This window comes from Streptomyces sp. NPDC046379, assembly GCF_055587785.1.
The window spans coordinates 263883-290028 of record NZ_JBVJFP010000007.1; the positions used below are offsets into that span (position 1 = coordinate 263883).

General features: G+C 69.8%; 25 protein-coding genes. 10 read left to right on the top strand and 15 right to left on the bottom strand.

All coding sequences use genetic code 11. The annotated features are described in order from the left end of the window. Positions 1-67: 67 nt before the first annotated feature. Positions 68-1150, bottom strand: coding sequence for an inositol-3-phosphate synthase (locus tag ACZ6KF_RS15400; protein WP_356629396.1), 1083 nt, complete (start codon positions 1148-1150; stop codon positions 68-70). A gap of 45 nt (positions 1151-1195) precedes the next feature. Beyond that, on the bottom strand, positions 1196-1879 hold the full coding sequence (locus tag ACZ6KF_RS15405; protein WP_356629398.1) for a PadR family transcriptional regulator: 684 nt from the start codon (positions 1877-1879) through the stop codon (positions 1196-1198). A 373-nt stretch (positions 1880-2252) separates the two neighbouring features. On the opposite strand from ACZ6KF_RS15405, the gene ACZ6KF_RS15410 reads away from it, so the two are divergent. Together ACZ6KF_RS15410 and ACZ6KF_RS15415 are read left to right on the top strand one after the other, a co-directional pair. Continuing rightward, positions 2253-4967, top strand: a complete 2715-nt coding sequence (locus ACZ6KF_RS15410) for a transglycosylase domain-containing protein (RefSeq protein ID WP_469158878.1) — start codon at positions 2253-2255, stop codon at positions 4965-4967. A gap of 121 nt (positions 4968-5088) precedes the next feature. Next, positions 5089-6597 (top strand): glycosyltransferase family 87 protein, encoded by a 1509-nt coding sequence (locus ACZ6KF_RS15415; RefSeq protein ID WP_469158879.1) that lies wholly within the window; start codon positions 5089-5091, stop codon positions 6595-6597. 45 nt (positions 6598-6642) lie between these two features. Here ACZ6KF_RS15415 and ACZ6KF_RS15420 read toward each other — a convergent pair whose 3' ends face one another. From ACZ6KF_RS15420 to ACZ6KF_RS15430, 3 genes are all read right to left on the bottom strand, one after another. After that, positions 6643-7674, bottom strand: coding sequence for an alanine racemase (locus ACZ6KF_RS15420; RefSeq protein ID WP_356629404.1), 1032 nt, complete (start codon positions 7672-7674; stop codon positions 6643-6645). 74 nt (positions 7675-7748) lie between these two features. Further along, positions 7749-8870, bottom strand: coding sequence for a peptidoglycan bridge formation glycyltransferase FemX (gene femX / locus ACZ6KF_RS15425; RefSeq protein ID WP_356629406.1), 1122 nt, complete (start codon positions 8868-8870; stop codon positions 7749-7751). A gap of 121 nt (positions 8871-8991) precedes the next feature. Beyond that, complete coding sequence (locus ACZ6KF_RS15430; protein ID WP_356629408.1) at positions 8992-9303, bottom strand: hypothetical protein; 312 nt, start codon at positions 9301-9303, stop codon at positions 8992-8994. Between the two features lie 265 nt (positions 9304-9568). Between ACZ6KF_RS15430 and rpsF the strand changes: the two genes are divergently transcribed. From rpsF to rplI, 4 genes are all read left to right on the top strand, one after another. Beyond that, entirely contained in the window at positions 9569-9859 is a 291-nt protein-coding gene (gene rpsF, locus ACZ6KF_RS15435) for a 30S ribosomal protein S6 (RefSeq protein ID WP_004985983.1), read from the top strand. Positions 9860-9935: 76 nt separating this feature from the next. Continuing rightward, the gene (locus ACZ6KF_RS15440; protein ID WP_469158881.1) at positions 9936-10520 is read left to right on the top strand and encodes a single-stranded DNA-binding protein; all 585 of its coding nucleotides are present in this window, start codon (positions 9936-9938) and stop codon (positions 10518-10520) included. Between the two features lie 74 nt (positions 10521-10594). Continuing rightward, positions 10595-10831, top strand: a complete 237-nt coding sequence (rpsR, locus tag ACZ6KF_RS15445; protein ID WP_003949403.1) for a 30S ribosomal protein S18 — start codon at positions 10595-10597, stop codon at positions 10829-10831. A gap of 18 nt (positions 10832-10849) precedes the next feature. After that, a complete protein-coding gene (gene rplI / locus ACZ6KF_RS15450) occupies positions 10850-11296 on the top strand; it encodes a 50S ribosomal protein L9 (RefSeq protein WP_356629412.1) in 447 nt (148 codons plus the stop codon). Between the two features lie 121 nt (positions 11297-11417). On the opposite strand, the gene ACZ6KF_RS15455 is transcribed toward rplI, so the two are convergent. Further along, positions 11418-12755, bottom strand: a complete 1338-nt coding sequence (locus ACZ6KF_RS15455; RefSeq protein ID WP_469238671.1) for an MATE family efflux transporter — start codon at positions 12753-12755, stop codon at positions 11418-11420. A gap of 460 nt (positions 12756-13215) precedes the next feature. On the opposite strand from ACZ6KF_RS15455, the gene dnaB reads away from it, so the two are divergent. Next, entirely contained in the window at positions 13216-14691 is a 1476-nt protein-coding gene (dnaB, locus tag ACZ6KF_RS15460; protein ID WP_469158883.1) for a replicative DNA helicase, read from the top strand. Positions 14692-14719: 28 nt separating this feature from the next. Here dnaB and ACZ6KF_RS15465 read toward each other — a convergent pair whose 3' ends face one another. Beyond that, the gene (locus ACZ6KF_RS15465) at positions 14720-15286 is read right to left on the bottom strand and encodes a dihydrofolate reductase family protein (RefSeq protein ID WP_469238673.1); all 567 of its coding nucleotides are present in this window, start codon (positions 15284-15286) and stop codon (positions 14720-14722) included. A 228-nt stretch (positions 15287-15514) separates the two neighbouring features. On the opposite strand from ACZ6KF_RS15465, the gene ACZ6KF_RS15470 reads away from it, so the two are divergent. Beyond that, positions 15515-16906 (top strand): serine hydrolase domain-containing protein, encoded by a 1392-nt coding sequence (locus ACZ6KF_RS15470; RefSeq protein ID WP_469238675.1) that lies wholly within the window; start codon positions 15515-15517, stop codon positions 16904-16906. Positions 16907-17043: 137 nt separating this feature from the next. Here ACZ6KF_RS15470 and ACZ6KF_RS15475 read toward each other — a convergent pair whose 3' ends face one another. Together ACZ6KF_RS15475 and ACZ6KF_RS15480 are read right to left on the bottom strand one after the other, a co-directional pair. Continuing rightward, positions 17044-17496, bottom strand: a complete 453-nt coding sequence (locus ACZ6KF_RS15475) for a GNAT family N-acetyltransferase (RefSeq protein WP_469238677.1) — start codon at positions 17494-17496, stop codon at positions 17044-17046. Between the two features lie 31 nt (positions 17497-17527). After that, the gene (locus tag ACZ6KF_RS15480; protein WP_356629424.1) at positions 17528-17989 is read right to left on the bottom strand and encodes a MarR family winged helix-turn-helix transcriptional regulator; all 462 of its coding nucleotides are present in this window, start codon (positions 17987-17989) and stop codon (positions 17528-17530) included. A 140-nt stretch (positions 17990-18129) separates the two neighbouring features. Between ACZ6KF_RS15480 and ACZ6KF_RS15485 the strand changes: the two genes are divergently transcribed. Continuing rightward, entirely contained in the window at positions 18130-19341 is a 1212-nt protein-coding gene (locus ACZ6KF_RS15485) for an MFS transporter (protein ID WP_469238683.1), read from the top strand. Between the two features lie 85 nt (positions 19342-19426). Here the strand turns inward: ACZ6KF_RS15485 and ACZ6KF_RS15490 are convergent, their stop codons facing one another. Continuing rightward, a complete protein-coding gene (locus ACZ6KF_RS15490; protein ID WP_469238685.1) occupies positions 19427-20293 on the bottom strand; it encodes a GNAT family N-acetyltransferase in 867 nt (288 codons plus the stop codon). A 442-nt stretch (positions 20294-20735) separates the two neighbouring features. Between ACZ6KF_RS15490 and ACZ6KF_RS15495 the strand changes: the two genes are divergently transcribed. Further along, on the top strand, positions 20736-22343 hold the full coding sequence (locus ACZ6KF_RS15495) for a globin domain-containing protein (RefSeq protein WP_469238687.1): 1608 nt from the start codon (positions 20736-20738) through the stop codon (positions 22341-22343). A gap of 10 nt (positions 22344-22353) precedes the next feature. Here the strand turns inward: ACZ6KF_RS15495 and ACZ6KF_RS15500 are convergent, their stop codons facing one another. The 5 genes from ACZ6KF_RS15500 to ACZ6KF_RS15520 form a co-directional block, all read right to left on the bottom strand. Next, positions 22354-22836, bottom strand: a complete 483-nt coding sequence (locus ACZ6KF_RS15500) for an NUDIX hydrolase (RefSeq protein WP_356629433.1) — start codon at positions 22834-22836, stop codon at positions 22354-22356. 106 nt (positions 22837-22942) lie between these two features. Then, the gene (locus ACZ6KF_RS15505; protein WP_469238689.1) at positions 22943-23848 is read right to left on the bottom strand and encodes a LysR family transcriptional regulator; all 906 of its coding nucleotides are present in this window, start codon (positions 23846-23848) and stop codon (positions 22943-22945) included. A 224-nt stretch (positions 23849-24072) separates the two neighbouring features. Then, a complete protein-coding gene (locus ACZ6KF_RS15510; RefSeq protein WP_469238691.1) occupies positions 24073-25221 on the bottom strand; it encodes a cystathionine gamma-lyase in 1149 nt (382 codons plus the stop codon). After that, complete coding sequence (locus tag ACZ6KF_RS15515; protein ID WP_469238693.1) at positions 25218-25709, bottom strand: low molecular weight protein-tyrosine-phosphatase; 492 nt, start codon at positions 25707-25709, stop codon at positions 25218-25220. The genes ACZ6KF_RS15510 and ACZ6KF_RS15515 overlap by 4 nt, the downstream gene beginning before the upstream one ends. Positions 25710-25714: 5 nt before the next feature. Beyond that, on the bottom strand, positions 25715-26092 hold the full coding sequence (locus ACZ6KF_RS15520) for a phage holin family protein (protein WP_048457241.1): 378 nt from the start codon (positions 26090-26092) through the stop codon (positions 25715-25717). Between the last annotated feature and the right edge of the window lie 54 nt (positions 26093-26146).

The following is a 26146-nucleotide window of genomic DNA, read 5'->3' on the forward strand; positions in this document are numbered from 1 at the left end:
CATACGGCGAGGGTCCCCGGACGCACTGCCCGGGGACCCTCGGCAAGCCGTGAAGGAGGGGGAACGCTTAGCGCTCGACCTCGCCGGCGATGAACTTCTCGACGTTCTCCCGCGCCTGGTCGTCGAAGTACTGGACCGGCGGGGACTTCATGAAGTACGAGGACGCCGACAGGATCGGGCCGCCGATGCCGCGGTCCTTGGCGATCTTCGCGGCGCGCAGCGCGTCGATGATCACGCCCGCGGAGTTCGGGGAGTCCCAGACCTCGAGCTTGTACTCCAGGTTCAGCGGAACGTCGCCGAAGGCGCGGCCCTCGAGGCGGACGTACGCCCACTTGCGGTCGTCGAGCCAGGCCACGTAGTCGGACGGGCCGATGTGGACGTTCTTCGCGCCCATGTCCCGGTCGGGGATCTGGGAGGTGACGGCCTGCGTCTTGGAGATCTTCTTGGACTCCAGGCGCTCGCGCTCGAGCATGTTCTTGAAGTCCATGTTGCCGCCGACGTTCAGCTGCATCGTGCGGTCCAGGATGACGCCGCGGTCCTCGAACAGCTTCGCCATGACGCGGTGCGTGATGGTGGCGCCGACCTGGGACTTGATGTCGTCGCCGACGATCGGGACGCCCGCCTCGGTGAACTTGTCCGCCCACTCCTTGGTGCCGGCGATGAAGACCGGGAGGGCGTTGACGAAGGCGACCTTGGCGTCGATGGCGCACTGGGCGTAGAACTTCGCCGCGTCCTCGGAGCCGACGGGCAGGTAGCAGACGAGGACGTCGACCTGCTTGTCCTTGAGGACCTGGACGACGTCGACCGGGGCCTCGGCGGACTCCTCGATGGTCTCGCGGTAGTACTTGCCGAGACCGTCGAGGGTGTGGCCGCGCTGCACCGTCACGCCGGTGTTCGGCACGTCGCAGATCTTGATGGTGTTGTTCTCGGAGGCGCCGATGGCGTCCGCGAGGTCGAGACCGACCTTCTTGGCGTCGACGTCGAACGCGGCGACGAACTCGACGTCACGGACGTGGTAGTCGCCGAACTGCACGTGCATCAGGCCGGGGACCTTGGCCGCCGGGTCGGCGTCCTTGTAGTACTCGACTCCCTGCACCAGCGACGCGGCGCAGTTGCCCACGCCGACGATGGCTACGCGAACCGAACCCATTCCGGTTGCTCCCTGTGTGTACTCGGTGAGGCCCTGACGGGGGCGTCACGTGGCGGTGTCGCCGGGCGTATCCGGCCGGGGGTCGTCCCCGGACCGGGGCAGGACGCCCGGCGCTCCATTGGTGGTGTCCTGCTGAGCGACGTCCCCGGAGCCGGACGCCCTGACGTCCCGCCCGGCCCGCTCGCTCTCGATGAGCTCGTTCAGCCAGCGCACTTCGCGCTCCACGGACTCCATTCCGTGGCGCTGGAGCTCGAGGGTGTAGTCGTCGAGGCGCTCCCGGGTGCGGGCCAGAGAGGCGCGCATCTTCTCCAGACGCTCCTCCAGCCGGCTCCGGCGCCCCTCCAGCACGCGCATGCGCACATCACGGGAGGTCTGGCCGAAGAAGGCGAAGCGCGCGGCGAAGGTCTCGTCCTCGTACGCGTCGGGGCCCGTCTGGGAGAGCAACTGCTCGAAGTGTTCCTTGCCCTCGGCCGTGAGCCGATAGACGATCTTGGCGCGACGCCCGGTGAGCGGCGCGGCGAGAGCGTCCTCGGCGGTGTTTCCCGGCTCTTCGATCAACCAGCCGTTTGCGACCAGCGTCTTGAGGCAGGGGTAGAGCGTCCCGTAGCTGAACGCCCGGAACACACCCAGTGACGTGTTGAGTCGCTTCCGCAGCTCATAGCCGTGCATCGGGGACTCGCGAAGCAGGCCGAGTACGGCGAACTCGAGGATCCCGGAACGCCGGCTCATCGTCGCCTCCTCTCTGCCGCGGTCGACCATGACGGTCTTTATGTCCCGCTGATGTATCGACTCGATACATCCAGACGATAGATCGCGTTCCACGGAGGGGCAAGAGGGGGAATCGTGAACGGCGTCACATCAAAGATTCGCCAGGCATGAGTTGCCTGTTTTGGGTCGAAGTTCAGGACTCGGCGGGTTTTGGAGCTGCGTAGTCTGTGCGGCATGCACACCACCGGGAACCGAGTTGCGTCCGGGGACGTCCTCGTCCCTGGTGCAGTACGGGTGAATGCGGGATCGGCCGCGTCCGTACTTCGGGGGGACCGGAAACCAGCCGCCGTTTCCAGGCGCGCACGGGTGCGCCTGCCCTAGGAGTAGTCGTTCGATGAGCGAGCACCGTCGCAAACCGCCGCAGCCGCAGGGAGGCGGACGTGCCGCGGCCCGACGCGGCCAGTCCGGCTCGTCCTCCGGCCGCCGTGCGGCTCCGCGAGGCGCCACAGGATCTCCTTCCGACGCGTACGGGTCGGGTGGTTCCCACGGTCCGGGAACCGAGGAACGGCCGTACGGCGGCCGGGCCGAGGCCCGCCGTGCCGCCCAGCGGAGCGGCGGCGGTCGCCGCAGAGCGGCCGACGGCGCACGGGGCGGACCGGCAGGTCCCGGCCGGGGCCGGGGGCGGGCGGCAGCGCCCGGAAAGAAGCGGATCGTCGACTACCCGCGCGCCGGCCGGTACGGCTGGCAGCGCTGGGTGCCCTCCTGGAAGCTCGTCTCCGGTCTGTGCCTCGCCTTCTTCGGCAGCCTGGTGGCCGTGGCGGGCATCGGCTACGCGATGGTGAGCGTCCCGAAGGTCGCGGAAACGGCGACGGCGCAGAACAACGTCTACTACTGGTCGGACGGCACGCAGATGGTGTCCACCGGCGGGGAGACCAACCGGCAGATCATCAACCTGTCGCAGATCCCCAAGGACATGCAGTTCGCCGTCATCTCGCAGGAGAACAAGACCTTCTACACCGACAGCGGCATCGACCCGAAGGGCATCGCCCGCGCCCTGCTCAACATGGCCAAGGGCGGTGACACGCAGGGCGGTTCCACGATCACCCAGCAGTTCGTGAAGAACGCGATGCTGGACGACCAGTCCCAGACGGTCTCCCGCAAGTTCAAGGAGCTGTTCGTCTCCATCAAGGTCGGCGCGTCCATGGACAAGGACGACGTGATGGCCGGCTATCTGAACTCCGCGTACTACGGCCGCAACGCCTACGGCATCCAGGCCGCCGCGCGGGCGTACTTCGACAAGGACGCCATCAAGCTGAACGCCGGTGAGTGCGCCTTCCTGTCGGCGATGCTCAAGGGCGCGACCTACTACGACCCCGCGGGCGCCATCTCGATCGACAAGGCCGCCACCCCGGAGGCCAACAAGAAGCGGGCCCTGGTCCAGATGCAGGACACCCTCGACAAGATGGTCGAGTACGGGCATCTGGACGCCGCCGAGCGTGCCAAGTACAAGAAGCTCCCCAAGGTCCAGAACCCCCGGTCGAACACCCAGCTGAGCGGCCAGGTCGGCTATCTGGTCGACCTCGCCAACGCCTACCTGGTCAACAACAGCGAGACCACCCGCGTCACCGAGCAGGTGCTGCGCGAGGGCGGCCTGTCGATCCACACGACCTTCGACAAGAAGAAGGTCCAGCAGCTCGAGACCGCGGTGAAGAAGGTCTACAAGGCCAACATCGATCCCAAGAAGCGGCCCGACACGGACACACACGTCCAGTTCGGCGGCGCCTCCGTCGATCCGAAGACCGGCGCGATCAGGGCCATCTACGGTGGTGAGGACGCGACCAAGCACTTCACCAACAACGCCGACCAGACCGGCGCCCAGGTCGGTTCGACGTTCAAGCCCTTCGTGCTCGCCGCGGCGATGAAGTGGGGTGTGCGGAACCCCGACCTCGATCCGGTGCAGTCGCAGGACGAACGCACCATCGTCTCCCCCAAGAGCCTGTACAGCGGCAAGAACAGGCTCAAGATCAAGGACTACGACGGAACGGTCTGGCGGAACGAGCAGGGCAAGGAGTGGAACCAGGTCAACGACGGTGAGGAGTCGCTCGGCGACGCGCCGGACTACATGATCGACCTCCGCACGGCGATGCAGTTCTCTTCCAACTCCGCCTTCGTGCAGCTCGGCATGGACGTCGGCCTGGACAAGGTCAAGGAGGCCGCCGTCGAGGCAGGCATCCTGGAGAGCAGCCTGGCCGGCACCACCTTCCCGTCGTTCTCCATCGGCACCTCCGACCCCAGCGCGATCCGCATGGCCGGCTCCTACGCCACCTTCGCGGCCAGCGGCAAGCAGAACGACCCCTACTCGGTCCAGAAGGTCACCAGCAAGGACGGCCCGGTCTTCACCCACGAGACGAAGACCGAGCGGGCCTTCGAGGCGAACGTGGCCGACAACGTCACCGACATCCTGAAGACCGTGGTCGAGAAGGGCACGGGCACCAACGCACAGCTGCCCGGCCGCGAGGTGGCGGGCAAGACCGGTACCACCGACGGCAACAAGTCGGCCTGGTTCGTCGGCTACACCCCGCAGCTGTCCACGGCGATCAGCATGTTCCGCTACCCCGACGACGAGACCATCAAGAACCGCGAGTTCCTGGAGATGTACGGAACGGGCAACCAGAAGTCGATCCACGGCGCCTCGTTCCCGGCGGAGATCTGGCACGACTACATGCTGGAGGCCCTGAAGGGCGAGGACCCGGTGCCCTTCCCCGAGCCGGAGCCCATCGGCAAGGTGGTCAACGAGGCCCCGTCGCCGACGCCGACTCCCACGGCGACCGAGACGGAGGAAGAGGAGAGCCCGTCGCCGTCCCCGTCGCCGACCCAGACCACGCCTTCCCCGACGCCCACGCCGAGCAACACCTGCAACGCCTGGGACTGGGAGTGCAACAACGGCAACGGCAACGGCGGCAACGGCGGCACCGACTCCGGCGGGATCGACGGCGGTGTGACCTCGACACCGACAGCCACGGAGACGGACGGCGAGGAGAACGGGAACGGGAACGGCAACGGAGGCAACGGCGGAGACGGCGGCTTCTTCGAAGGAAGCACCGGTTAGGCGCCGTATCGCCCGGCGCGGGTGTTTCACGTGAAACACCCGGTCTGTTTCACGTGAAACGTGGGCCGCCGCACCCTCGGGTGCGGCGGCCCACGGCGTTTTCCCGGCGACGTACGGCAGGATGTGCCCCATGCCCAGTGCAGAAACGACGCAATCGAGCGCGCACGAGCCGGAACCGGTGCGGCCGACCGAGGCCGACGAGGTGGCCCGGAACGGCAGTGAGCTGATCGGCGGCCCGCTGGGGCGGCACGCCCTGCTGGGGACGTCCTGGTGGAGCCCGGTACGGGTGGTCGCCCTCGTGGCGATCGGCATGTTCGTGCTCGGCCTGGTGCAGAAGGCGCCCTGCTACAACGGCGGCTGGTTCCACGGCGCGGGCGTGCAGTACACGCACGCCTGCTACTCGGACATCCCGCACCTGTACAACGGGCGTGGTTTCGCAGAAGGGCTCGTGCCGTACTTCGACCGGCTGCCCGGTGACATGGAGTACCTCGAGTACCCGGTGCTGACCGGTCTCTTCATGGAGGTGGCCGCCTGGCTCACACCCGGCAGCGGCAGCATTCAGTACCAGGAGCAGTGGTACTGGATGGTCAACGCCGGAATGCTGATGGTGTGCGCTGCCGTCATCGCCGTCTGCGTGACCCGCACCCACGCCCGGCGCCCCTGGGACGGTCTGCTGGTCGCCCTCGCGCCGGCGTTCGCGCTGACCGCCACCATCAACTGGGACCTGCTGGCCGTCGCCCTGACGGCCGCGGCGATGCTGATGTGGTCACGCGGCCGTGCACTGGCCTTCGGCGTCCTGCTGGGTCTCGCGACCGCCGCGAAGTTCTATCCGTTCCTTCTGCTCGGCCCGCTGTTCCTGCTGTGCTGGCGTGCGGGCAAGTGGCGGGCCTTCGGAACGGCGCTGCTGGGCACGGTGGCCGCCTGGTTGCTGGTGAACGGGCCGGTGATGCTGTTCGCCTTCGAGGGCTGGTCGAAGTTCTACCGGTTCAGCCAGGAGCGCGGGGTGGACTTCGGATCCTTCTGGCTGATCCTGGCGCAGAACACCAGCGGTCTGATCACCACCGAGAGGGTCAACACGCTGACCGCGGTGCTGCTGGTGACGTGCTTCGTGGGCATGGCGGCACTGACCTTCATGGCCCCGCGCCGCCCGCGTTTCGCCCAGCTCGCGTTCCTGATCGTCGCGGTGTTCATCCTCACCAACAAGGTCTACTCGCCGCAGTACGTCCTGTGGCTCGTGCCCCTGGCGGCGCTGGCCCGGCCCCGGTGGCGGGACTTCCTGATCTGGCAGGCGTGCGAGGTGATGTACTTCCTCGGCATCTGGATGTACCTCGCCTACACGACCAGCGGCGACGCCCACAAGGGCCTTCCGACGGACGGCTACCACTGGGCGATCGGCGTGCATCTGGTGGGGACCGCGTATCTGTGCGCCGTGGTCGTCCGCGACATCCTCACGCCGGACCAGGACGCGGTGCGCCGGTCCGGCGACGACGATCCCTCCGGAGGCGTCCTCGACGGCGCTGAGGACGTGTTCGTCCTCGGCCGCGCGGCCGACCGGCCCCAGTACCCGGACCCCTTCCACGGGACGCCGGTCGACTGGGGCAGCGGGAAGGCGGCGGACGGTTCGCCCTGAGCGAACACGCCGTGAACACGTCCCGGGCCGGAGCCCGCTGAGACGTCAGCGGTCGACCAGGCGGTCGAACTGCGTGGTGGTGTGCCGCAGATGGGCGACCAGCTCGTCGCCGACCTTCGGCTCCGGGGCGTCCGAGGGGATGAACAGGATCGACACCTGCATGTGCGGCGGCTCGGCGAACCAGCGCTGCTTGCCGCCCCAGACGAACGGGGAGAGGTTGCGGTTGACCGTGGCCAGGCCGGCGCGGGCGACACCCTTGGCACGCGGCATGACGCCGTGCAGCGCCTTGGGGGCCTCCAGGCCCACTCCGTGCGACGTACCGCCCGCCACGACCACCAGGAAGCCGTCGGAGGCCACCTTCTGCTGCCGGTAGCCGAAGCGGTCCCCCTTGGAGACACGGGTGACGTCCAGGACCGCGCCGCGGTACTCGGTGGCCTCGTGGTCCCCCAGCCACAGCCGCGTGCCGATCCGGGCGCGGAAGCGGGTCTGCGGGAACTGCTGCTGGAGGCGGGCGAGTTCGTCGGCCTTGAGGTGGCTGACGAACATCGTGTGCAGCGGCAGCCGGGCGGCCCGCAGCCGGTCCATCCAGCCGATGACCTCCTCGACGGCGTCGGAGCCGTCGGTGCGGTCCAGCGGCAGATGGATGGCGAAGCCCTCAAGGCGGACGTTCTCTATGGCGGCGTGCAGCTGCGGCAGTTCGTGCTCGCCGACGCCGTGGCGCTTCATCGAGGACATCACCTCGATGACCACGCGCGCGCCCACGAGCCCGTACACACCGTCCACCGACGACACCGAGCGGATGACCCGGTCGGGCAGCGGCACCGGCTCCTCGCCCCGCCGGTACGGCGTCAGCACCAGCAGGTCACCGCCGAACCAGTCCTTGATGCGCGCGGCCTCGTACGTCGTGCCGACGGCCAGCACGTCCGAGCCCAGCCGCGTGGCCTCCTCCGCGAGGCGCTCGTGCCCGAAGCCGTAGCCGTTGCCCTTGCAGACGGGGACGAGTCCCGGGAACTGCTCCTGCACGTGCTTGTGGTGCGCCCGCCAGCGCGCGGTGTCGACGTAGAGCGTGAGCGCCATGGCCGGACCTGGAACCTTTCTCGTGGCTGCGGTGTAAGAGAAGTGTGGAGACTATGGAATCAAACAGCCGGGGCTCAGCGGCGCGACATGTAGATGTCGAGCGCCTTGTGCAGCAGCTTGTTCAGGGGGAAGTCCCATTCGCCGAGGTACTCGGCGGCCTGGCCGCCGGTGCCGACCTTGAACTGGATCAGTCCGAAGAGGTGGTCGGTCTCGTCGAGCGAGTCGGAGATGCCGCGCAGGTCGTAGACCGTGGCGCCGAGCGCGTAGGCGTCGCGCAGCATCCGCCACTGCATCGCGTTCGAGGGCCGGACCTCGCGGCCGATGTTGTCGGAGGCGCCGTAGGAGTACCAGACGTGCCCGCCGACGATCAGCATCGTCGCCGCGGACAGGTTCACGCCGTTGTGGCGGGCGAAGTACAGCCGCATGCGATTGGGGTCCTCGGAGTTGAGGGCCGTCCACATGCGCTGGAAGTACGACAGCGGGCGGGGCCGGAAGTGGTCGCGCACGGCCGTGATCTCGTACAGCCGCTGCCATTCCTCCAGGTCGTGGTAGCCCCCCTGGACGACCTCGACGCCGGCCTTCTCGGCCTTCTTGATGTTGCGCCGCCACAGCTGGTTGAAGTTCTTGTGCACCTCTTCCAGGGACCGGTTGGCCAGCGGCACCTGGTAGACGTACCGGGGCTGGACGTCACCGAAGCCGGCGCCGCCGTCCTCGCCCTGCTGCCAGCCCATGCGACGCAGCTTGTCGGCCACCTCGAAGGCGCGCGGCTCGATGAAGTCGGCCTCGATGTCCCGCAGCCGCTTCACGTCGGGGTTCTGGATGCCGGCCTTGATGGAGGCGGCCTCCCAGCGCCGGATGATCACCGGCGGGCCCATCTTCACCGAGAAGGCGCCCTGCTGCTTGAGGTGGGCCAGCATCGGCCGGATCCAGTCGTCCAGGTTCGGCGCGAACCAGTTGATGACCGGGCCCTCCGGCAGATAAGCGAGATAGCGCTTGATCTTGGGCAGCTGACGGTAGAGGACCAGCCCCACGCCGACCAGCTCACCGGTGCGCTCGTCGAACCAGCCCAGATTCTCCGAGCGCCACTCCGCCTTGACGTCGGCCCAGGCCGGGACCTGCATGTGGCTCGCCGACGGCAGGCTCTGGATATAGGCCAGATGCTGCTCGCGACTGATGGTCCTCAGGGTCAGGCTCATTCGGGGCGCTCCTCGGGCTGGTGTGTCCCCATGGGTTCAGGGGCTCCGGCTCTCGCGCCGAAGCCTACTGCGCCCTGCGAACGCCCCGGCTGGGCCTACGCGTCCTTTGGCCCGGGCGGGGTCAGAAGAGACCGCCGAAGAGGCCACCGTGCGCCATGCCGAGGAAGAATCCGATGGCCGAGGCGCCGAGGCCCAGCACCAGTCCGAAGCGTTCGCGTGTCGTCTCCGAGATCCACTGTCCGTACGCGCCCGTGACGATGCCGATCAGGCCCGTCCAGGAGCTCAGCAGATGGAGGCTGTGGAACATCGCCGTGATGAAGGAGACCGCTCCGAGTACCAGGGTCACCGCGAGCAGGGCGTCCTGGACGGGGTGGGCCCGGCCGTCCGTGGCGAAGAGGGAACCGACGGTGTTGGGTCGCAATGCCTGTGCCATGAGGCACCTCCTTGCGGGAAACGGCGCATCGTAGCGCCACACACACCCGTTGTGTACAGATTGTCGGCCCTGGCGGCCGGATTTCAACCGGAAGCAGGTGTGCGGGTAGTGTGTACCGTCTGCACCGGTGTCTGCCCTGGCCGCGGCAGGGTCTCCTCGCGGGTACCCCCGATTGTCAGTGGCGACCGATACCGTTGCGCACGCATCACGACCCTCCTGCCACGGAACGACCGTGGCCGCTGAGTCCAAAGGAGGTGGGTTCCACATGCGTCACTACGAGGTGATGGTCATCCTCGACCCCGATCTCGAGGAGCGCGCTGTCTCCCCGCTGATCGAGAACTTCCTCTCTGTCGTCCGTGACGGCGGCGGAAAGGTCGAGAAGGTCGACACCTGGGGCCGTCGTCGTCTCTCGTACGAGATCAAGAAGAAGCCCGAGGGCATCTACTCGGTCATCGACCTGCAGGCCGAGCCTGCGGTCGTCAAGGAGCTCGACCGCCAGATGAACCTGAACGAGTCGGTCCTCCGGACCAAGGTCCTCCGTCCCGAGACCCACTGAGCCCTTCCGCTCAGCTGATCCCGGGTTCGAGTAGCACCACCAGCAGCCAGCAGCAAACCCGCCGAGAGGTTCCCCCATGGCAGGCGAGACCGTCATCACGGTCATCGGCAATCTTGTCGACGACCCCGAGCTGCGCTTCACCCCGTCCGGTGCGGCGGTCGCGAAGTTCCGTGTCGCGTCCACCCCCCGCACCTTCGACCGTCAGACCAACGAGTGGAAGGACGGCGAGAGCCTCTTTCTGACCTGCTCGGTCTGGCGCCAGGCGGCGGAGAACGTCGCCGAGTCGCTCCAGCGAGGCATGCGCGTGATCGTGCAGGGCCGGCTGAAGCAGCGGTCCTACGAGGACCGCGAGGGAGTCAAGCGCACGGTCTACGAACTGGACGTCGAGGAAGTCGGCCCCAGCCTGCGCAACGCCACGGCCAAGGTCACCAAGACCGCCGGCCGCGGTGGCCAGGGCGGTGGCGGCGGTTTCGGCGGCGGTGGCCAGCAGGGTGGCGGCGGCTGGGGCGGTGGCCCCGGTGGCGGCCAGCCGGCCGGCGGCGCTCCTGCCGACGACCCCTGGGCGACCGGCGCTCCCGCCGGTGGCCAGCAGGGTGGCGGCGGCGGCTGGGGCGGCGGCTCCGGCGGCGGTGGCGGCTACTCGGACGAGCCCCCCTTCTAGGTCCGACGACTTCACGTCCGGGGACCAAGAGGGCGGGCCGTACCCCAACTTCTTGATCACACAGGAGAAACACCATGGCGAAGCCGCCTGTGCGCAAGCCTAAGAAGAAGGTCTGCGCTTTCTGCAAGGACAAGGTCACGTACGTGGACTACAAGGACACGAACATGCTGCGGAAGTTCATTTCCGACCGCGGCAAGATCCGTGCCCGTCGCGTGACCGGCAACTGCACCCAGCACCAGCGTGACGTCGCCACGGCCGTCAAGAACAGCCGTGAGATGGCGCTGCTGCCCTACACCTCCACCGCGCGATAAGGGAAGGGTGACCGACTCATGAAGATCATCCTCACCCACGAGGTCTCCGGCCTCGGTGCCGCGGGCGACGTCGTCGACGTCAAGGACGGCTACGCTCGCAACTACCTCATCCCGCGGAACTACGCGATCCGCTGGACCAAGGGTGGCGAGAAGGACGTCGAGCAGATCCGTCGCGCTCGCAAGATCCACGAGATCCAGACCATCGAGCAGGCCAACTCCGTGAAGGCCCAGCTCGAGGGTGTGAAGGTCCGTCTGGCCGTCCGCTCCGGCGACGCCGGCCGTCTCTTCGGTTCCGTCACTCCGGCCGACATCGCCTCGGCGATCAAGGCTGCCGGTGGCCCCGAGGTCGACAAGCGCCGCATCGAGCTCGTTGCGCCGATCAAGACGCTGGGCGCCCACGAGACGTCCGTGCGTCTGCACCCCGAGGTTGCCGCCAAGGTCAACGTCGAGGTCGTCGCCGCGTAAGCGCCGCGCTCGCTGAAGCAGTCGGTGGGGCCGCACCTTCGGGTGCGGCCCCACCGGTGCGTGGACGCTGTTTCACGGGGACGCTGTTTCACGTGAAACACCGTGCAGCCCGGGCGCGTCCTCAGCGTGTGGCGCCGGTGACCAGCCAGCGGCCCGAACGGGTGCGGACCCAGAGGGTCACCATCCGGACCGTCATCATCAGCGTCATCGCAGCCCACAGAGCGGTCAGTCCGCCGCCGACGAGGGGTACCAGAAGCGCGACGGGAGTGAACACGGCCAGGGTGGCGAGCATGGCCCACGCCAGGTAGGGGCCGTCGCCCGCGCCCATCAGGACGCCGTCGAGGACGAAGACGACTCCGCAGACCGGCTGGCACAGCGCTACGACGAGCAGGGCGGGCAGCGCCGCGTCCTTCACGGCCGCGTCCCCGGTGAACAGCGGCAGGAAGGCCGGTCGGCTCACGATGACGAGCGCGCCGAGCACGACGCCCGCGGTTATGCCCCACTGCACCATGCGGCGGCAGACGTCGCGGGCGCCCTGGGTGTCGTCGGCGCCGAGGTAGCGGCCGATGATGGCTTGTCCGGCGATCGCGATGGCGTCCAGGGCGAACGCCAGCAGACTCCACAGGGACAGGATGATCTGGTGGGCCGCGATGTCGGCGTCTCCGAGCCGGGCGGCGACAGCCGTGGCGATCATGAGGATCGCCCGCAGGGAGAGCGTACGGACCAGCAGTGGTGCTCCGGCCTGGGCGGACGCCCGGATACCGGCGGCATCGGGGCGCAGCGAGGCGCCGTACCGGCGGGCGCCGCGGACGACGACCACCAGGTAGGCCGCGGCCATGCCCCACTGGGCGATCACGGTGCCCCAGGCGGATCCCGCGATGCCGAGGTCGGCGCCGTAGACGAGGGCGGCGTTGAGGACGGCGTTGGCGAGAAAGCCCGCGACGGCGACGTAGAGCGGCGTCCTGGTGTCCTGCAGTCCGCGCAGCACGCCGGTCGCGGCGAGCACGACGAGCATGGCGGGTATGCCGAGGGCGGAGATGCGCAGATAGGTGGTCGCGTAGGGGGCCGCGGTGTCGGAGGCTCCGAAGAGTTCCACGAGGAACGGCGCGGTCGGCAGAACGAGTGTGATGACGCTGGCGCCGAGGAGCAGGGCGAGCCAGATGCCGTCCATGCCCTGGCGGATGGCGGCCTGTGTTTCGCCGGCGCCCACGCGTCGGGCGACGGCGGCGGTGGTGGCGTAGGCGAGGAAGACGAAGACGCTCACGGCGGTGGACAGCAGTGCGGCGGCGATGCCCAGTCCGGCGAGCTGGGCCGTGCCGAGATGGCCGACGATCGCACTGTCGGCCAGCACGAACAGGGGCTCGGCGACCAGCGCGCCGAAGGCCGGAACGGCCAGCGAGACGATCTCTCGGTCGTGCTGCCGCCGGGTGGCCCGGGAGGTCGCGGAAGCCTGTGTCATGAGCACCAATCTAATCGTCCACAGGTAATAGATGCAATGCGCGCTCAACCCTTACTCGCGGCTCGGAGGCGTGTGGCGTCGCGCACTGTTCGAACCGATCTTGGACGGACGGGAAAAGTTTTTCTTCTGCACAGCCGGTGGACGGGAAAACTGCAGGTCAACTGGCATGGGTGGGGAATCGTTGGGGCTTGTTCACAGGCCTGTCCACCGGGTCGTGCACAGGTTTCGCGCAGTTCTCCACAGCATCCGGGCCGTCGTCCACATGGCCTGTGGATAACCAGATTGGCTGACGCCTCCCCGGGGCCTACCGTGGTCCGGCGCCCGCTCCCTCCACCGCCCGTGAAACCGTCACAAAACCGGCGCTGGGCCTGGCGGAGTCAGGGCTCTCAATTGTCAGTGCCGTGCCGTAGAACAGAGAGGCACGGCGAGGTCCGCCCCGCGGACGGGAGGAGGTGGCTCGGTGAGCATTTCCGAGCCCTTGGACGATCCGTGGGCCGACAGCGGTCCCAGTGATCGTCTGCCCTCCCGCCGTCGCGGAGAAGGAACACGCGGTCGCGACGAGCAGCACGAGAGGGGTCCGGACACCGGCGCGTGGGACGGCGGGGCCACCTCCTTCGAGCGCGTCCCGCCGCAGGACCTGAACGCCGAGCAGTCCGTGCTGGGCGGAATGCTGCTGTCCAAGGACGCCATCGCCGACGTCGTGGAGATTCTCAAGGGCCACGACTTCTACAAGCCCGCCCACGAGACGATCTTCCAGGCGATCCTCGACGTCTACGCCAAGGGCGAGCCGGCCGACCCCATCACGATCGCCGCCGAGCTGACCAAGCGCGGCGAGATCAACAAGGTCGGTGGGGCGTCGTACCTGCACACGCTCGTGCAGACCGTGCCGACCGCGGCCAACGCGGAGTACTACGCCGAGATCGTCCACGAGCGGGCGGTGCTGCGCCGCCTGGTGGAGGCGGGTACGCGCATCACCCAGATGGGATACGCGGGCGACGACGACGTCGACGAGATCGTGAACCGGGCGCAGGCCGAGATCTACGCGGTCACCGAGCAGCGCACCAGCGAGGACTATCTCCCGCTCGGCGACATCATGGAGGGCGCGCTCGACGAGATCGAGGCGATCGGGTCCCGCAGCGGCGAGATGACCGGCGTGCCCACGGGCTTCACCGACTTCGACTCGTTGACCAACGGCCTGCACCCGGGTCAGATGATCGTGATCGCGGCACGTCCCGCCATGGGCAAGTCAACTCTGGCGCTGGACTTCGCGCGTGCCGCGTCGATCAAGCACAACCTGCCCAGCGTCATCTTCTCCCTGGAGATGGGCCGCAACGAGATCGCGATGCGTCTGCTGTCCGCCGAAGCGCGCGTCGCCCTGCACCACATGCGTTCGGGCACGATGACGGACGAGGACTGGACCCGGCTGGCCCGCCGGATGCCGGACGTCTCCGCCGCCCCTCTCTACATCGACGACTCCCCGAACCTGTCGATGATGGAGATCCGTGCCAAGTGCCGCCGCCTGAAGCAGCGCAACGACCTCCGGCTGGTCGTCATCGACTACCTGCAGCTGATGCAGTCGGGCGGCTCCAAGCGCGCCGAGAGCCGCCAGCAGGAGGTCTCGGACATGTCCCGTAACCTCAAGCTGCTGGCCAAGGAGCTGGAGCTCCCGGTCATCGCGCTCTCCCAGCTCAACCGTGGCCCCGAGCAGCGCACCGACAAGAAGCCGATGGTCTCCGACCTGCGCGAGTCCGGTTCCATCGAGCAGGACGCCGACATGGTCATCCTGCTGCACCGCGAGGACGCCTACGAGAAGGAGTCACCCCGCGCGGGCGAGGCCGACCTGATCGTGGCCAAGCACCGCAACGGCCCCACGGCGACGATCACGGTCGCCTTCCAGGGCCACTACTCCCGGTTCGTGGACATGGCGCAGACCTGAGTCGTCGCCGTGGAGGGTCCGATGCTGCTCAGCGCCTCGTCTCGTACCTGGTCAGGACCACGCCGCCGGGAAACGTCCGCGTCTCCACCAGGTTCAGGTCCACCCAGCCGTCCACCGCGGTGAAGAACGGGGTGCCGCCGCCCACCAGGACCGGATGGGTGGCGATCACGTACTCGTCGATCAGCCCGGCGCGCATGGCCGCCCCGGCGAGCGTTGCACCGCCGATGTGCATGGGATCGCCGTCCTCGCCCTTGAGCCGGGTGATCTCGGCGATCGCGTCGCCGGTGACCAGGCGGGTGTTCCAGTCGACCTTGTCGATCGTCGAGGAGAACACCACCTTCGGCGTGTCCCGCCAGTTCCGCGCGAACTCGATCTCCGCCGGGGTGGCGTCGGGCCGCTGGTCGGCGGTCGGCCAGTGGGAGCTCATGGCCTCCCACAGTTTGCGCCCGTACAGCGAAAGGCCACTCGCCCGCTCGTGGTCGAGCCACCACTGGAACAGCTCGGGGCTCGGCGGTCCGCTCCAGCCGATGTCGTCGCCGGCCGCGGCGGTGTAGCCGTCCAGGGTCAGGTTCATGCCGTAGATCAGTTTCCGCATGGCCGAGCCTTCCGTCCGTGGGTGTCCGATGTACCGACCAGCGCGGCGCGGGAAACTCATCGGTGCGCGATCTGGCTCGAATGCCACGGATGTGAGACCGATCGTGGACGACAAGGCCGTGAGACTGCCAAGAAGCCCAGGTCACGCGCGATGCACCGGTCACGGGCGGCGGGATCTCACTAGTGAAATGCGCTCGACGTGCGGTGCCCGGCCGGATGGACTGGGGGCATGACGACATCTGCATCTCACGCGGAGCTGCTGCCGGCCACCCGGCGGGCCCTGCTGCACCGGATCGCCGTGGCCCAGGCCGAAGGACGGGCGCCGTCGCTGACCGCGGCCGTCGTGCGCGGTGGGAAGGCCGTGTGGCACGGCGCCCGGAGCTGTGTGGAGGGGAACGAGCCGGACGAGAACGTGCAGTACCGGATCGGCTCGATCACCAAGACCTTCACGGCCGTGCTGGTCCTGCGGCTCCGGGACGAGGGACTGCTCGACTTCGGCGACCCGCTGGAGAAGCATCTGCCGGGAACCGGTGTGGGAGAGGTCACCGTCGCCGGCCTCCTCGCGCACACCGGCGGCCTCGCGGCGGAGTCCCCCGGGCCCTGGTGGGAACGCACGGACGGCGAGCTGCGGCCCGAACTCGCCGATGTGCTCGGTGAGCAGCCCTTCCGGCACCCGGTCGGCCGGCGGTTCCACTACTCGAACCCCGGTTACACCGTGCTCGGCACGCTCGTGGAGAGACTGCGGGGCGCCCCCTGGGAGGACGTTCTGCGGCAGGAAGTGCTCGTACCCCTGGGCCTCGACCGGACGGGCGGACGGCCCACGGCGCCCCACGCGGGCGGCTGGGCGGTGCATCCGTGGGCCGACGCGCTCCTGCCCGAACCCGCCCAGGACCTCGGACGGATGGCGCCGGCGGGACAGCTCTGGTCGACCACCGCCGACCTGGCGAAGTTCGCGGCCTTCCTGGCCCACGGCGACGACCGGGTGCTCTGCGCGCGGAGCGTGCGCGAGATGCGCACTCCCGCGGCCCCCTCGGAGGCGGCGGACGTCGCGGAGGGGGCCGCCTACGGGCTCGGCATGCAGATCCAGCACCGGGACGGACGGCTGCTCGTCGGGCACTCCGGTTCGCTGCCGGGGTTCCTGGCGAATCTGGCGATCAGCGTGGAGGACGACGTCGCGGCGGTGGTCCTGGCGAACTGCACCTCCGGCCCGCTGACGGCCACCGTCGGCGCCGATCTCGTACGCATCGTGGCGGAGGCCGAGCCGCGCATCCCGGAGCCCTGGCGGCCCCTGCGGGAGGTCGATCCGGCGGTGCTGGAGCTGACGGGGCAGTGGTACTGGGGCACGTACGGCTTCGGGCTGCGTCTGACCGCCGACGGACTGCTGTCGCTGGAACCGCTGTCGGGCCGGGGGCGGCGGTCGAGGTTCCGGGCGAACGGGGACGGCGGCTGGACCGGGCTGGAGGGTTACTACGCGGGGGAGTCGCTGCGGGCGGTACGGCGGCCGGACGGGTCGGTGAGCCATCTGGACGTCGGCTCGTTCGTGTTCACCCGGCAGCCGTACGACGAGCACGCCCCGGTGCCCGGTGGGGTCGATGCGGAGGGGTGGCGGGGGATCCGGTAGGCGACGGGAGGGGAGGGCGGGGGCTGGCAGGGACGGGTGGCTCGTGTTTCACGTGAAACACGAGTCGGCCTCCCACCGAGCCGCTCCCGCTCGGCCGCCCCTGACCGATGCGTCTCCTCCCGGCGCGCCCCCTGTCCTCACAGCTGAAGCTTGAAGCCCAGATGGGAGGCCGTGAAGCCGAGCCGCTCGTAGAACCGGTGGGCGTCGGTGCGGGTGTTGTCGGACGTCAGCTGCACCAGTCGGCAGTCCTGGCGGCGGGATTCGGCGACCGCCCACTCGATGAGCCGGGTGCCCAGGCCGCTGCCGCGTTCGTCGGCGTGGATGCGCACGCCCTCGATGATCGACCGCGTGGCGCCCCGCCGTGAGAGCCCGGGGACGATGGTGAGCTGCAGCGTGCCGACCACGCTGCCCTCGCGCACGGCGACGACGAGGTGCTGGTTCGGGTCGTCGGTGATCCGCTCCAGCGCCGCCCGGTACGGGGTGAGGTCGTCCGGTGACTCCCGCCGGGCGCCCAGCGGATCGTCGGCCAGCATGGCGACGATCGCGGGGAGGTCGTCGGCGACCGCGGCTCGTATTTCAAGATCTTGCATGCCTGCACCCTAGTTTCCGGGCCGGCGCAGGTTACCGGGCCGGTGTGCCGGCGGACTCCATCACCCGGACCAGCGGGGCCAGTTCGGGGTTCTTGGCGGCCTCGTCGAGCGCTTCGCGCAGGGCCGCGTCGTTGGTGGGGCGCGCTTCCCGGAGCAGTTCGAGGCCGGCTTCCGTGACGTCGGTGTAGATCCCGCGGCGGTCGGTGGGGCAGAGGTAGCGCGCCAGCAGACCGCGGTCCTCCAGCCGGGTCACCAGCCGGGTGGTGGCGCTCTGGCTGAGCACGACCGCGTCGGCGACCTGCTTCATCTGCAGGTGCCCGCCCTCCCCTTCGTGCTGCCGGCTGAGCACGTCGAGCAGGGAGTACTCGCGCACGCTCAGCCCGTGCTTCGCCTGCAGGGCGCGCTCGATGTGCGCCTCGATCCTCCCGTGCAGCAGGGAGAGGGCGCACCAGCCCTGGGCGAGGGCGGTGAGCGCGGGGTCCGTCGCTGTCATGGATTCCTCCGTCCCGGAGCGGCTGAAGTCCAGGATAGAGCAGCGACGCAATAGCCTGCTGTTGCATGTATCCCGCGTTTGCAATTATTGTGAATGCTCGTAACGCGCTCCTGCAATTCCCTGGGAAGGTGTACCCCTTCATGCCTCTCGCGCTACTCGCCCTCGCGATCGGGGCCTTCGGCATCGGCACCACCGAGTTCGTGATCATGGGCTTGCTGCCCGAGGTCGCGACCGACTTCGGGGTCACCATCCCCACGGCCGGCCATCTCGTGACCGGCTACGCGCTCGGTGTCATGTTCGGCGCCCCGCTGATGACCGTCCTCGGCACCAAGGTCACCCGCAAGCGGATGCTGATGGTCCTGATGGGGCTGTTCGTCGTCGGCAACCTGCTCTCCGCCCTCGCCCCCGCCTTCGCCGTGATGCTGATCGGCCGCGTGGTCGCCTCGCTGGCCCACGGCGCCTTCTTCGGCATCGGCTCGGTCGTCGCGGCCGACCTGGTCGCCCCGGACAAGAAGGCCGGCGCGATCGCGATGATGTTCACCGGACTGACCGTCGCCAACGTCGTCGGCGTCCCGCTGGGCACGCTCGTCGGCCAGTCCGCCGGCTGGCGTGTCACCTTCGCCGCCGTCGCCGCGCTCGGCGTGGTCGGTCTGGTCGGCGTCGCCAGGCTCGTGCCGGACATGCCCAGGGACGAGGGCGTGCGGCTGCGCCACGAACTCGCCGCCTTCAAGAACGTCCAGGTGCTGCTGGCCATGGCGATGACCGTCCTCGGCTTCGGCGGCGTGTTCGCGGCCATCACCTACATCGCGCCGATGATGACCCGGGTCGCCGGCTTCGCCGACGGCTCCGTCACCTGGCTGCTGGTCCTCTTCGGCCTCGGCATGGTCGGCGGCAACCTGGTCGGCGGCCGGTTCGCCGACCGCGCCCTGATGCCGATGCTGTACGTCTCCCTGGGCGCCCTCGCCGTCGTGCTCGCCCTCTTCACCCTCACGGCGCACGACAAGGTCCTCTCCGCCGTCACCGTGACACTGATCGGCGCCCTGGGCTTCGCCACCGTGCCGCCGCTGCAGAAGCGCGTCCTGGACCAGGCGCACGGCGCGCCGACGCTGGCCTCCGCCGTCAACATCGGCGCCTTCAACCTGGGCAACGCCCTCGCCGCCTGGCTGGGCGGCGTGGTGATCGCGGCCGGTCTCGGCTACACGGCCCCCAACTGGGTCGGCGCCCTCCTCGCCGCCGCGGCCCTGCTGCTCGCCCTGCTGTCGGCGGCCCTGGAGCGCCGGGACGGCCGTACCGGCACGATCGTCGCCGCCGGTGGCACGACGGCGCGTCAGGCCGTCCGGGCCCACCACTGACCGCGAGCCGCCCGCCGCGGCGGAACGCCGGTCCCCGGCCGAAAGGGGGCCGGCGTTCCCCTTGCCGCACCCCCTGCGCCGGACGTCAGCCCGCGGCCACCGTCAGCGGAGCGAACCGCCGGCTCCAGTCACCCGGCAGTTCGGTGATGCCGTAGGTCATGACCGCGTTGAAGGCGACGGACGCCAGGCCGCGCTCCTTCACCCAGCCCAGCAGTTCCTCGTGCCGCACGTCGATGTCGGTGCGCAGGGGGCGGTCGGAGTGGGCCGCGAGGGAGGCGATCAGCGCCTTGGCGACCTCCGTGTCCCGGGCGATGAGCGGCCCCACGACATGGGTGTCCATGTTGGGCCAGACGGCCGCGTACCCGATGATCCGGCCGTTCTCCTCGGCGACGCGCACCTGGTCGGCGAAGGCGGGCAGCCGGGTGATGATGTGCGTGCGGTCGACGCCGAACGCCTCCGTGTCGAGCCACAGGATGGCGGTGAGGTCGTCGGCCGTCGCGGGCCGTGTCGCCACCGCCGGAGTCACTCCACCGGGCGAGAAACGGCCGCGCACCATCTCCGCGCGCCCGCTGACCTTGAAGCCCAGCTCTTCGTAGAGCGGACGGCCGTTCGGCGTCGCGTGGAGGGTCAGGGGAGTCGGCCCCATGGTGGAGAGGACGTGCCGCATCAACCGGCGACCGACGCCCTGGCGGGCGTACCGCTCGGCGACCAGCACCATCCCCACGGCCCCGAGATCGGGCTGCTCCTGCGGGCCGTACGACGTCACCACGCACGCGGCGAGGAGTCCGGCTCCGGGAGCGTCGATGCCGTATCCCTTCCCGGCCGTCAGGAGGAAACGCCACTTGTGTTCCTCCCGGGGCCACCCCCGGTCCTCGGACAGGTCGGCGCAGGCGGTGAGGTCGCGAGGCGTCAGACGGCGGATCGGCGAAGCGGCGAGGGATGGAATAGGCACGCAGGTCAGGCTGGCCGACCAGTGGCCCCGTCGTCCACCTGTTTCGGAAGAGAGGCAGGCCCTTTTCGTCGGGGCGGCGTCGGCTGGACGCAGTTCCGGCCGACGCGAGGGTGTTTCACGTGAAACATCGGGAAACGGAAGGCGTCAGCGGCCTCCGGTGGCGAAGGAAGGGCTGAATTGGCCTGCTGCGCCCGGTAGTTGGGGTAACGGATGGTTCGCCCCCCGGTCACGTTCGTGCACGCCGAAGGGGGGACTTGTGTGTGGTGCGGTGGCCGGTATGGTCGAGTCCGGTTCACGGCAGCCTAACGGGGCGGGGAGATCGAAGACCTGTATTCCGGGTTATGCGACAGGAATGCGGAAACAGAGTGGGAAGCTGCCGTGAGGGTTTTCCCACAGAAGAAGTGCGCAGACCGACCGAGAGATGTTCGAGGCGAGGCACACGATGGACGACGCTCCGACCACCGCGTCGGCCGACAACGGCGCTTCCGACGGCGGGGGTGGCTGGTTCACGCCGCGCAGGCAGCCGGAGCCGGGCCCGGCCGGTGAGCGGGAGACGACGGAGGGGCGACGGCCGGCCGTCGTGCGCCCCAGGGGCAGGAACGCACCGGACGCCGCACCGAATCCGCCGGCGCGGGACTCCGGGCAGGACGACACCGAGCAGCGCCACGCCGTCGTACCCGGCCCGTCCGGTGCGGTGACGCCCGGCGCCGGACGAATACCGCCCGTCGCCCCAGGCGCGCAGGCGCGGCCCGCCCCACCCCCGACCCGGGTCCCCGGGGCCGCACCGTTCTCGGCCCCCGAGCGCGTCCCGGCTCAGCGGCACGTCCCACAGCCCGACCGGCCCGCTCCGGCCTTCCCGGAGGACACCACCGACCCCGCGGCCCCGGAGGGCGCCGAAGCCGCCGCCTCTTCCCTCACCGCCCCCTCGGGGACGGCATCCCCGGACGCCGTCCTCGTCCGCCGGACCATGGCCGAGATCGCCCCGGTCGCCGACAAGGTCACCTCGTACTTCTACGCGCTGCTCTTCGTGCGCCACCCCGAGCTGCGCCAGCTGTTCCCCGCCGCGATGGACGCCCAGCGGGACCGGCTGCTCCGGGCGTTGCTCACCGCGGCCGAACTCATCGACGACTCCGCCGTCCTGGTCCCGTATCTGCAGAACCTGGGCCAGGGCCACCGCAAGTACGGCACGCGCCCCGAGCACTACCCGGCCGTGGGCGAGTGCCTCCTCGGCGCGCTGAGCCGGCACGCGGCCTCGGTCTGGGACGAGGCGACGGAGGCGGCCTGGGTCCGCACGTACACGACGATCTCGCAGGTCATGATCGACGCGGCGGCGGCGGACGAACTGCGCGCCCCCGCCTGGTGGCACGCGGAGATCGTCTCCCACGAGCTGAGGACGCCGGACGTCGCGGTCGTCACCGTCCGCCCCGACCAGCCGTACCCCTTCCTGGCCGGGCAGTACACGAGCCTGGAGACCCCGTGGTGGCCGCGTGTGTGGCGGCACTACTCCTTCGCCTCGGCGCCCCGTTCCGACGGGCTTCTCAGCTTCCATGTGAAGGCGGTCCCGGCGGGTTGGGTCTCCAACGCCCTGGTGCACCGGGCCCGGCCCGGCGACATCGTCCGGCTCGGCCCGCCCGCCGGTTCGATGACCGTGGACCACACCAGCGACAGCGGTCTGCTGTGTCTGGGCGGGGGCACCGGCATCGCGCCGATCAAGGCGCTGGTCGAGGACGTCGCCGAGCACGGCGAGCGGCGCCCGGTGGAGGTGTTCTACGGCGCCCGCACCGACCACGACCTGTACGACATCCACACGATGCTCAGGCTCCAGCAGGTGCATCCCTGGCTGTCGGTCCGCGCGATCATCGACCAGCAGGCGCACCTGCAGCTGCCGGACGCGGTGCGGGAGTACGGCCCTTGGAACGAGTACGACGCCTATCTCTCGGGCCCGCCGGGCATGATCCGCAGCGGTGTCACCGCGCTTCGGGACATCGGCATACCGTCGGAGCGCATCCGGCACGACTCGGTGGAGGAACTGGTCGCCGCCGGAACCTGACCGCCCGCCGTCAGCCCAGGTCGGGGGCGTGCAGTGCCAGTACGCCCTCGATGTTCCCGTCGAGGTAGTGACGCAGCGACAGCGGGACGAGGTGAACGGTGGCGATGCCGACCCGGGTGAACGGCACCCGCACGATCTCGTACTCGCCAGCGGGTTCCTCCACCTCGGGGCCGTGGCGCAGGGACGGGTCCATGGACTCGAGCCGGCAGACGAAGAAGTGCTGCACCTTCACGCCGGTCGTGGACGCGTCCTCGCCGATGTGCTCGACGGTGTCCACGAAGCACGGCACCACATCGGTGATCTTGGCGCCCAGCTCCTCGTGCACCTCGCGGTGCAGGGCGTGGACGACGGTCGGATCGTCCGGTTCGACCCCGCCGCCGGGAGTGACCCAGTAGGGATCCACTCCGGGCTTGGTGCGCTTGATCAGGACCAGGTCGTCGCCGTCCAGGAGAACGGCGCGTGCGGTGCGCTTGACCACGGGTCGGACGGTCATGGGAGGAATGTGGCCCGGCTGGTTCCACGTGAAACATCGCGAAACGCACATCGCCGGTCCGCTCCCGGCCTGCCGCCGGTCCCGCGCCTGCCCGGCCCGCCGCGCGTCAGCACCAGTCGGAGGCCGCCCGCAGCAGCCGCTCGTGGGCCCGGGCGATGTGCGGCATCGCCAGCGTGCCGGTCCGCACGGCCAGGAAGTAGGTCCGCAGCGGCGGCACCGTGGGGTCGTGCAGGGCGACGACGTCACCGCGCCCGAGGGCCTCGTGGCACAGATAGCGGGGCAGCACCGCGAGACCGGCGCCCGCCGCGGCGCAGGCGAGGACGGCACGCAGGTCCGGGACCACGACCGTGCCGGAGGCGGCGGGGCGGGCGTCGAAGACGGAGGCCCAGTAGCGGGAGACGAAGGGCAGCGACTCGTGCACCTCCACGACGGGCAGGCTCTCCAGCACGGACGCGCCCTTGTCGTGCAGCACCCCGGGGTCGACGCACCCGGCCCAGCGGGGAGCGGCGACCAGGACGTGCTCCTCGTCGCACAGGGGCGCCGCCGTCAGCAGCGTGCCGCGGGGCCGGGCGGTGGTGATGACGAGGTCGTGGTGTCCGGCGGCCAAGCCCTCCAGAGTCTCCTCGGCGGTGCCGAAGGAGGTGCGCAGGTCGAGTGCCCTTCCGTCGTCGCCGGTCGGCTCGACGAGCGCGGGAAGCGCCCGCTCGGCGGTGAACTCGGAGGGACCGGCCAGATGCAGGGTGCGCACGGACGACTCGTCCTCGAGTCCGGTCTCGGTGATCTCCACGAGGGCGTCGAGGTGCGGGGCGGCCTTGTGGGCGAGTTCGTCGCCGATGGTCGTCGGCGTCACCCCGCGGGACTGCCGTAGGAACAGGGGGCGGCCCAGCTGCCGTTCCAGCGTGCGGATCTGGGAGGTGACGGCGGGCTGGGACAGGCCGAGGAGCGCGGCGGCCCGGGTGAAGGAGCCGGCCCGGTGCACGGTCACGAACGTGCGCAGCAAGGCCAGATCCATCAGCAGCCCTCCCCAGTCACGCCTGCCCTTCTCCGGCCCCCCGAGGCAGGGCCCCACTATAAATATGTCGATAGGTCTCTGTCGCTACCGTGATTGGACTCTGACACAGAGTCAACTAGCCTTGGTGGCGGTTCTGCTGGGGGGTGGAACCGAGGGCGGTCCGAGCCACGAGGGGGGAGGCTCGGACCGTCCGCAGCGGGTGTCGCAGGTCGGATGTCCGCAGGTCAGCCCGCGGTCGCGTCCAGCGCCCGCAACACGTCCGCGATCAGGTCCTCCGGGTCCTCGGCGCCGACGGAGAAGCGGACGAAGCCTTCCGGAACCGCGTCCCCGCCCCAGCGGCCGCGCCGCTCCGCCGTGGACCGCACGCCGCCGAAGCTCGTCGCATCGTCCACGAGCCGCAGGGCCGCGAGGAAGCGGTCCGCCCGCTCGCGGGACGGCAGCGTGAAGGACACCACGCACCCGTAGCGGCGCATCTGCTGCGACGCGATCTTGTGTGACGGGTCGTCCGGCAGTCCCGGGTACCGCAGACCCGTGACCTCCGTCCGCTCCCGCAGTGCCTCCGCGAGCCGCATCGCCGTCGCGTTCTGCCGCTCCACCCGCAGCTGCAGCGTGGCGATCGACCGGTGCGCGAGCCACGCCTCCATCGGCCCCGGAATGGCACCGGTGATCTTGCGCCAGCGCCGCACCGCGGCCATCACCTCGCTGCCGCGGCCGGTGACGTACCCGAGGAGCACGTCGCCGTGGCCGGTCAGCTGCTTGGTGCCGCTGGCCACCGCGAAGTCCGCGCCGAGTTCCAGCGGACGCTGGCCCAGCGGCGTCGCCAGGGTGTTGTCGACGGCGACCAGGGCCCCCCGCGCGTGGGCCGCTTCGGCGAGCCGCCGCACGTCGCACACGTCGAGTCCGGGGTTCGAGGGCGTCTCGATCCACAGCAGCTTCGCACCGTCCAGCACCTCCAGCTGGGCGTCGCCGCCGGTGGGCGCGGTGCGCACCTCGATGCCGTACGCCTCCAGCTGGGCGCGCGCCAGCGGCAGCGCCTGGTAACCGTCGTCGGGCAGGACGACCGCGTCCCCCGCGCGGAGCTGCGAGAACAGCACCGCGGAGATGGCGGCCATGCCCGAGGCGAACACGAGCGTCTCGACGTCGTCCCGCCCCGGGGCCTCCAGCTCGCCCACGGCCCGCTCCAGCAGCGTCCACGTCGGGTTCTCGTCCCGGCCGTAGGTGTACGGGCCGGTGGGGTCGCCCGGCAGATGGAAGTGGGCCGCGAACACCGGCCCGGGCAGCGTCGGCTCGTGCTTCACCGGTTCGGGCAGCCCGGCCCGCACCGCACGGGTGCCGTCGCCCGGTCCGCCCGTGCCCCTGGTCGCGTCGTTCATGCCGCCCGTCCTTCCACCCGCTCACGTACCTCGGCGAGCAGTCCGTGGCTCGCCGCCTCCACCATCTCAAGACACGCGTCGAAACCCTCGGGACCCCCGTAGTACGGGTCGGGCACGTCGAGATCGTCGCCGGCCGCCGGGTCGTACGACCGCAGCAGCCGGACCTTCTCCGCGTCCCGTTCCGTGGGGGCGAGGCGGTGCAGCGCCCTGAGATGGCCGGCGTCCAGGGCGACGACCAGATCCAGCCGGCCGAACCAGGACGGGTCGAACTGCCGGGCCGTGTGCTCGGCCTCGTAGCCGTTCTCCCGCAGCACGGTGACGGTGCGGGGGTCCGCGCCCTCGCCCTCGTGCCAGCCGCCGGTACCGGCGCTGTCGACCTCGACCAGGTCCTCGAGACCGGCCTCCGCCACGCGGGCGCGGAAGACGAACTCGGCCATCGGAGAGCGGCAGATGTTGCCGGTGCACACGAAGCAGACGCGGTAGGTCATGGTGGTCAGTCCCCGTCGGGCAGGATCACGTTCAGGGCCCAGGAGACCACGGAGACGATCAGACCGCCCAGGACGGCCGTCCAGAAGCCCTCCACGTGGAAGCTCAGGTCGAGCTGGTCGGCGAGCCAGGAGGTGAGCAGCAGCATCAGGGCGTTCACCACCAGGGTGAACAGGCCCAGGGTCAGGATGAGCAGAGGCAGGCTCAGCAGCTTGACCACCGGCTTGACCAGGAAGTTCACCACGCCGAAGATCAGCGCGACCAGGAGCAGCGTGCCTATCTCCTTGCCGGTGCTGTCCCCGGTCAGCGTGATCTTGTCGAGGAGCCAGACCGCGACGGCGAGTGCTCCCGCGTTGGCGATCGTCTTGACTAGGAAATTCTTCATGTGTCTGATCGTGACAGACAGCATCGTGACCGGGCAGTGAGGGCAGGGGCGGGA